Raw genomic sequence first — 8013 nt, 5'->3', positions numbered from 1 at the left:
TGCTCGGCGGGCCGGAGGCGCAGAGCGTCGCGCTGCTGTTCTGCGACGTGGACAACTTCAAGCGGTTCAACGACTCGCTGGGCCACGACGTGGGCGACGAGCTGATCGTGGCGCTGGCCCGCCGGCTGGAGCGGGGTCTGCCGCCGGGCTGCACCGCGGCCCGGATGTCCGGCGACGAGTACGTGGTGATCTGCTCCGACGTCGAGGAGGCCGGCGGGGTCGAGGCGTTGGCCCAGCTGACGGCCCGCCTGCTGCGTACCGCGGTGCCGGTGCGCGGTCAGCTGCTGCGGGTCTCGGCGGCGATCGGTGCCGCGGTGCCCAGCGGCCGGGAGACCACCGCGGCCGATCTGCTGCGCTACGCGGACGCGGCCATGTTCGACGCCAAACGGCGTGGTACCGGCCGGATCTCGGTGGCCAACGCGGCGATGATCGCCTCGGCCAACAGCCAGATGCTGCTGGAGGGCCAGCTCCGCGACGCGATCGGCAGCGACGGGCTGGTGCTGCACTACCAGCCGGTGGTCGGACCGGACGGCACGGTGCTGTCCGCCGAGGCGCTGGTGCGCTGGCCGCATCCGCAGCGCGGGCTGCTGCCGCCCGGCGAGTTCCTGCCCGTCGCCGAGCAGGGCGACCTGCTGCGCGAGCTGGACCGCTGGGCGTTGCGCACCGCGCTGCGGGAGGCGGCGAAGTGGCCGTTGATGGCCGGCGCGGTGCTGGGCGGCGGGGTGAGCGTCGGGATCAACCTGTCCGGCCTGGTGCCCAGCGACCCGGACTTCGTCGACGTGGTCAGCGCCGCCGTCGCGGAGTCCGGCATCGAATGGGACCGGGTGGTGCTGGAACTGGTCGAGACCAGCCTGATCGACCTGCCGCAGCGCAGCCGCGCGGCGATGGTGGAGCTGGCCGACCGCGGCATCCGGTTCGCGGTCGACGATTTCGGCACCGGGTACTCGTCGCTGGCCCGGCTCAAGGAGCTGCCGGCGCAGATCATCAAGGTGGACCGGCGGTTCGTCGCCGGGGTCGCCACCGACGCCTCGGACTTCGCCGTGGCCAGGGCGGTGGTGGACATGGCCCGCGCGATGGGTCGCAGCTGTGTGGCCGAGGGTGTCGAGACCGCCACCCAGTTCCACGTGCTGCGCAGCGTCGGGGTGGAGGCCTACCAGGGCTGGCTGCTGTCCAAAGCGGTTCCCGCCGCGGAGTTCCGCGACCTGTTGCGGATGGGGCCGCTGCGCATCCCGCGCGATTGAGTCACCAAATGCTGGAACGTGCTGCCTGCGTCGGTCCGGCAGGCTAGGGTCGTTTGACCACGCGGCCGGCGAGGGGCCGTTTCGATCTGCGGGAGTTCTCGAGTGATCGAGTTCCGGGCCGTGACCAAGCGGTTCCCTGGCGGCACCGTCGCGGTCGACAATCTGGATCTGACCGTTGAGGACGGCCGGATCACCGTGTTCGTCGGTCCGTCCGGCTGCGGGAAAACCACCTCCCTGCGCATGATCAACCGGATGCTCGATCCGACGTCCGGCGAGATCCTGTTGAACGGCAAGGATGTTCGCCAGTCGGCGCCGGCCCGGCTGCGGCGCGGGATCGGTTACGTGATCCAGCACGCCGGGTTGTTCCCGCACCGCACGGTGCTCGACAACGTGGCCACGGTGCCGATCCTGACCGGCGCCGGCCGGCGTGCCGCCCGGTCCCGGGCGGCCGAGCTGCTGGAGCTGGTCGGCCTGCCCGCGGAGCTGGCCAAGCGGTATCCCGCGCAGCTTTCCGGCGGCCAGCAGCAGCGGGTGGGGGTGGCCAGGGCGCTGGCCGCGGACCCGCCGGTGCTGCTGATGGCCGAGCCGTTCAGCGCGGTGGACCCGATCGTGCGCGATGATCTGCAGCAACAGTTGCTGCGCCTGCAGTCCGAGTTGGACAAGACGATCGTGTTCGTCACGCACGACATCGACGAGGCGATCAAGCTGGGGGACCGGGTCGCGGTGTTCCGGGTCGGCGGTGTGCTGGCCCAGTACGACACCCCGGCGGCTCTGCTGGCCAAGCCGGCCGACGACTTCGTGTCCGACTTCATCGGCCGCGACCGTGGCTACCGCGCCCTGGGTTTCCTTGGGGCCAAAGGAATCGAGCTGGCCCCGGTGGCCCGGGTGCCGGCCGGCGCCCCGGTCGCCGAGGCCCGGGCGAAGCTGGCCGCCGGCTGGGCGGTGGTGGTGGACGAGAGCGGCCGGCCACTCGGCTGGGTGTCCGAGGACCTTCTGTCCACAATGGACGAATCGGCGGCCCTCGCCCCGGACGGCCTGATCTCCGGCGGCTCGCTCTACCAGGCCGACGCCGGAAGCGGTGGCACCGCCGGCACGCTGCGCAACGCCCTGGACGCCGCGCTCAGCTCGCCGTCCCAGCTCGGCATCGCGGTCGACGCGGCCGGCGCGGTGGTCGGCGGGATCAGCGCGGACACCGTGTTCCGGGCGTTGGCGGCGGCCCGCGAGTCCGGCGAGGTCCCGGTATGACCTGGGTCTGGGACCATATCGACGAACTGCTCGCCACCTCCTGGGAGCATCTCGGCCTGGCGCTGGTTCCGGTGCTGGTGGGCCTGCTGATCTCGATCCCGCTGGGCTGGGTGGCGCACCGCTACCGCACCGCCCGGGCGATCCTGGTGCCGGCCTCCAGCCTGCTCTACACCATCCCGTCGCTGGCGCTGTTCGTGCTGATGCCGCTGGTTCTCGGCACCCGGATCCTCGACCCGATCAACGTCATGGCGGCGCTGACCCTGTACACGATCGCGCTGCTGGTGCGCACCGTGGCCGACGCGCTGGACGCGGTGTCCCGGGACACCGTCGCCGCGGCGACCGCGATCGGCTACGGGCCGACCCGGCGGTTCTTCGCCGTGGAGTTCCCACTGTCGGTCCCGGTGCTCGTCGCCGGGGTCCGGGTGGCGGCGGTGTCCAACATCAGCCTGGTCAGCGTCGGCGCGATCATCGGCGTCGGCGGGCTGGGCTTCTACCTGACCCACGGTTCCCAGCTCTCCCCGCCGAACTACGCCGAGATCATCGCCGGCATCGTGCTGATCGTGCTGCTGGCGCTGCTCGTGGACGCCCTGCTGGCCCTGCTCGGCCGGTTCATCACGCCCTGGACCCGAGCCCGGGCGGGCGTACATGGCTGAGCGAACCAGCGGACTCGGCCGGGCAAGCCAGGGCGCGGCCAGCGGGGTGCGGACATGAACATCGTCGAACAGGTCTGGGCCTGGCTGACCAACCCGGAGAACTGGCAGAAGAACTTCCGGGACCCGGGGATTCCGACCCGGATCGTCGAACACCTCAGCTACACCGGCCTCGCGCTGCTGTTCGCCATCGTGATCGCGGTCCCGATCGGCCTGTACATCGGCCACACCGGACGCGGCGGTTTTCTGGTGGTGGGCATCGCGAACTCGTTCCGGGCGCTGCCGGAGCTGGGCCTGGTGATCCTGCTGGTGCTGGTCATGGGGGTGGCCCTGGCGCTGCAGGCGGTCACCATCGCGCTGGTGGCACTGGCCATTCCGCCGCTGCTGGCCGGAACCTACGCGGGCATCCGCAACGTGGACTCCGACGTGGTGGACGCCGCGCGCGGCATGGGCATGCGGGAACGGGACATCGTGTGGAAGGTCGAGCTGCCGATCGCGCTGCCGCTCATGCTCGGCGGGCTGCGCGCCGCCACGCTGCAGGTGATCGCCACGGTCAGCATCGCCGCCTACGTGTCGCTCGGCGGCCTGGGGCGTTATGTGATCGACGGCCGGGCCTTCGGCGGTGTCGAGGGCTACGCGATCATGGCGGGCGGCGCCGTGCTGATCGCCGCGCTCGCCATCACGGTCGAGCTCGTGCTCGCCGGTGTGCAGCGGCTGGTGGTCTCGCCCGGGCTGCGCACGTCCACCGTCAGCCGGCGCGTCACGCGCGTTCGGATCAGGCCGGTTGAGGAGCCGGAAGTCGCTACCTCGTGAGGAGAAACCCTTGAAGATTCGCATATTCGCCGGTGTGGCGACCGCACTCGTCGCGGCGCTGACCATGACGGCCTGCGGGGGTTCCTCCGACCCGCTGTCCAACACACCGGCTCAGCAGCCGACCGGGTCCGGTCCGGTCGGCAAGCCCGACAAGATCGTCATCGGCTCGGCGAACTTCCCGGAGAGCACGCTGCTCGCCGAGATCTACGCCGCCGGCCTGGCGAAGAAGGGCATCACCGTCGAGAAGAAACTCAACATCGGCAACCGGGAGACCTACATGCCCGGTATGACGGACGGCTCGCTCGACCTGCTTCCCGAGTACACCGGCGTGTTGTTGCAGTACCTCAACAAGTCCGCGCCGGAGACCGCGCCGGACGAGGTGTACGAGGCGCTGAAGAAGACGTTGCCGGCCAGCCTGATCGTGCTGGACAAGTCCTCGGCCGAGGACAAGGACGCCATCGTGGTGACCAAGGAGACCGCCGACAAGTGGAGCCTGAAGTCCATCGAGGACCTCAAGGCGCATGCCGGTGAGGCGATTTTCGGCGGACCGCCGGAGATCGCCAACCGGCCCGACGGGCTGCCCGGGTTCAAGAAGAACTACGGCCTGGAGTTCAAGGAGTTCAAGCCGCTGGACGCCGGCGGACCGCTGACCATCAACGCGTTGAAGACCAACGCGGTGCAGGCGGCCGACGTGTTCACCACCGACCCGGCGATCACCGTGAACAACTTCGTGGTGCTGGAGGACCCGAAGAACAACTTCGCGGCGCAGAACGTGGTGCCGCTGATCAACGCGTCGAAGGCGAGCGACGAGGTCAAGCAGGTGCTCAACGCGATCTCGGCCAAGCTGGACACCAAGACGCTGATCGAGCTCAACGGCAAGCTGTCCGCCCCGGACAAGCCGGACGCCTCGAAGGTGGCCGCGGACTGGCTGGCCTCGGCCGGCATCAGCTGAGTAGGGCCCGGGGGCGGGCCTGTCCGCCCCCGGGTACCCCCGAGTCGTGCCGGCTCGCCCGGCGCGGTGTGATGGGGGCATGCAGGAACCCGTACTTGTCGATGGTGGGCCACTGGACCGGGCGGCGGTGGTCGCGGTCGCCCGGGACGGGGCCGCGGTCGAGGTGACCGAGACGGCGCTGGACACGGTGGCCAAGGCCCGGGCCCACATCGAGGAACTCGCGCACGCGCCGACGCCCACCTATGGCGTGTCCACCGGCTTCGGCGCGCTCGCGACCCGGCACATCCCGCCCGACCGGCGGGCCGCGCTGCAGCGCTCGCTGATCCGGTCGCACGCCGCGGGCGCCGGCCCGGCGGTCGAACCCGAGGTGGTGCGCGCGCTGATGCTGCTGCGGTTGCGCACGCTGGCCACCGGACACACCGGCGTCCGTCCGTCCATTGTGGAGTCGATGGCCGCGGTGCTCAACGCCGGGATCATCCCGGTGGTGCCCGAGCACGGTTCGCTGGGCTGCTCCGGTGATCTCGCGCCGCTGTCCGCCGTGGCGCTGGCCCTGACCGGCGAGGGCGAGGTGTTCGACGCCGAGGGGGCACGCCGGCCGGCCGCGGACGCCCTTCTCGAAGCCGGGATCGACACGGTCGCGCTGGCCGAGAAGGAGGGCCTGGCGCTGATCAACGGCACCGACGGCATGCTCGGCATGCTGGTGCTGGCGCTGGCCGACCTGCACCGGCTGCTCGACGTCGCCGACCTCACCGCGGCGATGAGCGTGGAGGCCCTGCTGGGCACCGACCGGGTGTTCGCCGCCGACCTGCAGGCGCTGCGCCCGCACCCCGGCCAGGCGGTCTCGGCGGCCCGGATGGCCGCGCTGCTGGCCGGATCGGCGATCGTGGCGAGCCACCGCACCCCGGACTGCAACCGGGTGCAGGACGCGTACTCGCTGCGCTGCGCGCCCCAGGTGCACGGCGCGGCCCGGGACACCGTGGCCGCCGCGGAACTGGTCGCCGACCGGGAACTGGCCGCGGCGGTCGACAACCCGGTGGTGCTGGCCGACGGCCGGGTGGAGTCCAACGGCAACTTCCACGGCGCGCCGCTGGCCTACCAGCTCGACTTCCTGGCCATCCCGGTCGCGGACGTGGCCAGCATGGCCGAGCGGCGCACCGACCGGATGCTCGACGTGGCCCGCTCGCACGGGCTGCCGCCGTTCCTGGCCGACGACCCCGGCGTGGACTCCGGGCACATGATCGCCCAGTACACCCAGGCCGGGATCGTCGCCGAGCTCAAACGGCTGGCCGTGCCCGCCTCGGTGGACTCGATCCCGAGCTCGGCCATGCAGGAGGACCATGTGTCCATGGGCTGGTCGGCGGCGCGCAAGCTACGCCGGGCGATCGACGGGCTGACCACGGTGCTCGCGATCGAACTGCTCACCGCCGCCCGCGCGCTGGACCTGCGGGCCCCGCTGACCCCGGCGCCGGCCACCGCCGCGGCGGTGGCCGCGCTGCGCGCGCGGGTTCCCGGGCCGGGTCCGGACCGCCACCTCGCACCGGAGATCGCCGCCGCCGAAGACCTGATCCGAACCGGAGGACTGCCATGAGAACCGTCCGAGCGGCCCGCGGCACCACCCTGACCGCGCAGAGCTGGCAGACCGAGGCCGCGCTGCGGATGTTCCACAACAACCTCGACCCCGAGGTGGCCGAGCGGCCGCAGGACCTGGTGGTCTACGGCGGCACCGGCAGGGCGGCGCGGAACTGGGCGAGCTTCGACGCGATCACCCGCGAGCTGACCTCGCTCGGCGCGGACGAGACGCTGCTGGTGCAGTCCGGCAAGCCGGTCGGTGTGCTGCGTACCCACGAGTGGGCGCCGCGGGTGCTGATCGCCAACTCCAACCTGGTCGGCGACTGGGCCACCTGGCCGGAGTTCCGCCGGCTGGAGTCGTTGGGGCTGACCATGTACGGCCAGATGACCGCCGGGTCCTGGATCTACATCGGCACCCAGGGCATCCTGCAGGGCACCTACGAGACGTTCTCCGCGGTCGCGCACAAGCGGTTCGGCGGCACGCTGCGCGGCACGCTCACGCTGACCGCCGGGCTGGGCGGGATGGGCGGCGCGCAACCGTTGGCGATCACCATGAACGAGGGTGTCGCGCTGTGCGTCGAGGTCGACCCGGAGCGGGCCCGGCGCCGGGTGGAGACCCGCTACCTGGACGAGGTCGCCGACGACCTGGACGACGCGATCGCCCGGGTCGGCGCGGCCAGGCGGGACGGCCGCGCGCTGTCCGTCGGGGTGATCGGCAACGCCGCCGAGGTGCTGCCCGAACTGCTCCGCCGGGGGGTCGAGGTGGACATCGTCACCGACCAGACCTCGGCGCACGATCCGTTGGCGTACCTGCCAAAGGGAGTGTCCCTTGAGGACTGGTCCGACTATGCCGCGAAGAAGCCGGACGAGTTCACCGACCGGTCCCGGGACTCGATGGCCGAGCACGTGGACGCCATGGTCGGGTTTCTGGACGCCGGCGCCGAGGTGTTCGACTACGGCAACTCCATTCGCGGCGAGGCCAAGCTCGGCGGCTGCGACCGGGCGTTCGACTTCCCGGGCTTCGTGCCCGCCTACATCCGGCCGCTGTTCTGCGAGGGCAAGGGACCGTTCCGGTGGGCGGCGCTGTCCGGCGATCCGGCCGACATCGCCGCGACCGACCGGACCATCCTGGAGCTGTTCCCGGAGAACGAGTCGCTCGCCCGGTGGATCCGGATGGCCGGCGAACGCATCGCCTTCCAAGGACTTCCGGCCCGGATCTGCTGGCTCGGCTACGGCGAGCGGGACGTGGCCGGGGTGCGGTTCAACGAGATGGTGGCGCGTGGCGAACTGTCCGCGCCGGTGGTGATCGGGCGGGACCACCTGGACTGCGGGTCGGTCGCCTCGCCGTACCGCGAGACCGAGGCGATGGCCGACGGGTCGGACGCGATCGCCGACTGGCCGTTGCTCAACGCGCTGGTGAACACCGCGTCCGGGGCGAGTTGGGTGTCCATCCATCACGGCGGCGGGGTCGGCATCGGCCGTTCCATCCACGCCGGCCAGGTCACGGTGGCCGACGGAACGCAGCTGGCCGGCCATAAGATCG

7 protein-coding genes are annotated in these 8013 nt (G+C 71.5%); all 7 read left to right on the top strand.

Annotated elements, in window-relative coordinates; translation table 11 throughout:
- On the top strand, positions 1-1241 hold a 1241-nt coding region (locus VFO68_RS27810), incomplete at its 5' end, for a bifunctional diguanylate cyclase/phosphodiesterase (RefSeq protein ID WP_325161360.1).
- 102 nt (positions 1242-1343) lie between these two features.
- Entirely contained in the window at positions 1344-2486 is a 1143-nt protein-coding gene (locus VFO68_RS27805) for an ATP-binding cassette domain-containing protein (RefSeq protein WP_325161359.1), read from the top strand.
- Positions 2483-3139, top strand: coding sequence for an ABC transporter permease (locus tag VFO68_RS27800; RefSeq protein ID WP_325161358.1), 657 nt, complete (start codon positions 2483-2485; stop codon positions 3137-3139). The genes VFO68_RS27805 and VFO68_RS27800 overlap by 4 nt, the downstream gene beginning before the upstream one ends.
- A 54-nt stretch (positions 3140-3193) precedes the next feature.
- The gene (locus VFO68_RS27795; protein ID WP_325161357.1) at positions 3194-3949 is read left to right on the top strand and encodes an ABC transporter permease; all 756 of its coding nucleotides are present in this window, start codon (positions 3194-3196) and stop codon (positions 3947-3949) included.
- 10 nt (positions 3950-3959) lie between these two features.
- Positions 3960-4901, top strand: a complete 942-nt coding sequence (locus VFO68_RS27790; RefSeq protein WP_325161356.1) for an ABC transporter substrate-binding protein — start codon at positions 3960-3962, stop codon at positions 4899-4901.
- Between the two features lie 79 nt (positions 4902-4980).
- A complete protein-coding gene (hutH, locus tag VFO68_RS27785; protein WP_325161355.1) occupies positions 4981-6489 on the top strand; it encodes a histidine ammonia-lyase in 1509 nt (502 codons plus the stop codon).
- The coding region (gene hutU, locus VFO68_RS27780) for a urocanate hydratase (protein WP_325161354.1) at positions 6486-8013 on the top strand (1528 nt) is incomplete at its 3' end. The genes hutH and hutU, both read left to right, overlap by 4 nt.

The sequence above is a fragment of the Actinophytocola sp. genome (assembly GCF_035712165.1).
In the GTDB taxonomy this organism is placed as follows: domain Bacteria; phylum Actinomycetota; class Actinomycetes; order Mycobacteriales; family Pseudonocardiaceae; genus DASYTH01.
This window is presented reverse-complemented; position numbering and strand designations above follow the sequence as displayed.

Bases quoted from the DNA above. Each gene is read 5' to 3' on its own strand.
- VFO68_RS27795 (WP_325161357.1), top strand. From the start codon at position 3,194: ATGAACATCGTCGAACAGGTCTGGGCCTGGCTGACCAACCCGGAGAAC.
- hutH (WP_325161355.1), top strand. From the start codon at position 4,981: ATGCAGGAACCCGTACTTGTCGATGGTGGGCCACTGGACCGGGCGGCG.
- VFO68_RS27800 (WP_325161358.1), top strand. From the start codon at position 2,483: ATGACCTGGGTCTGGGACCATATCGACGAACTGCTCGCCACCTCCTGG.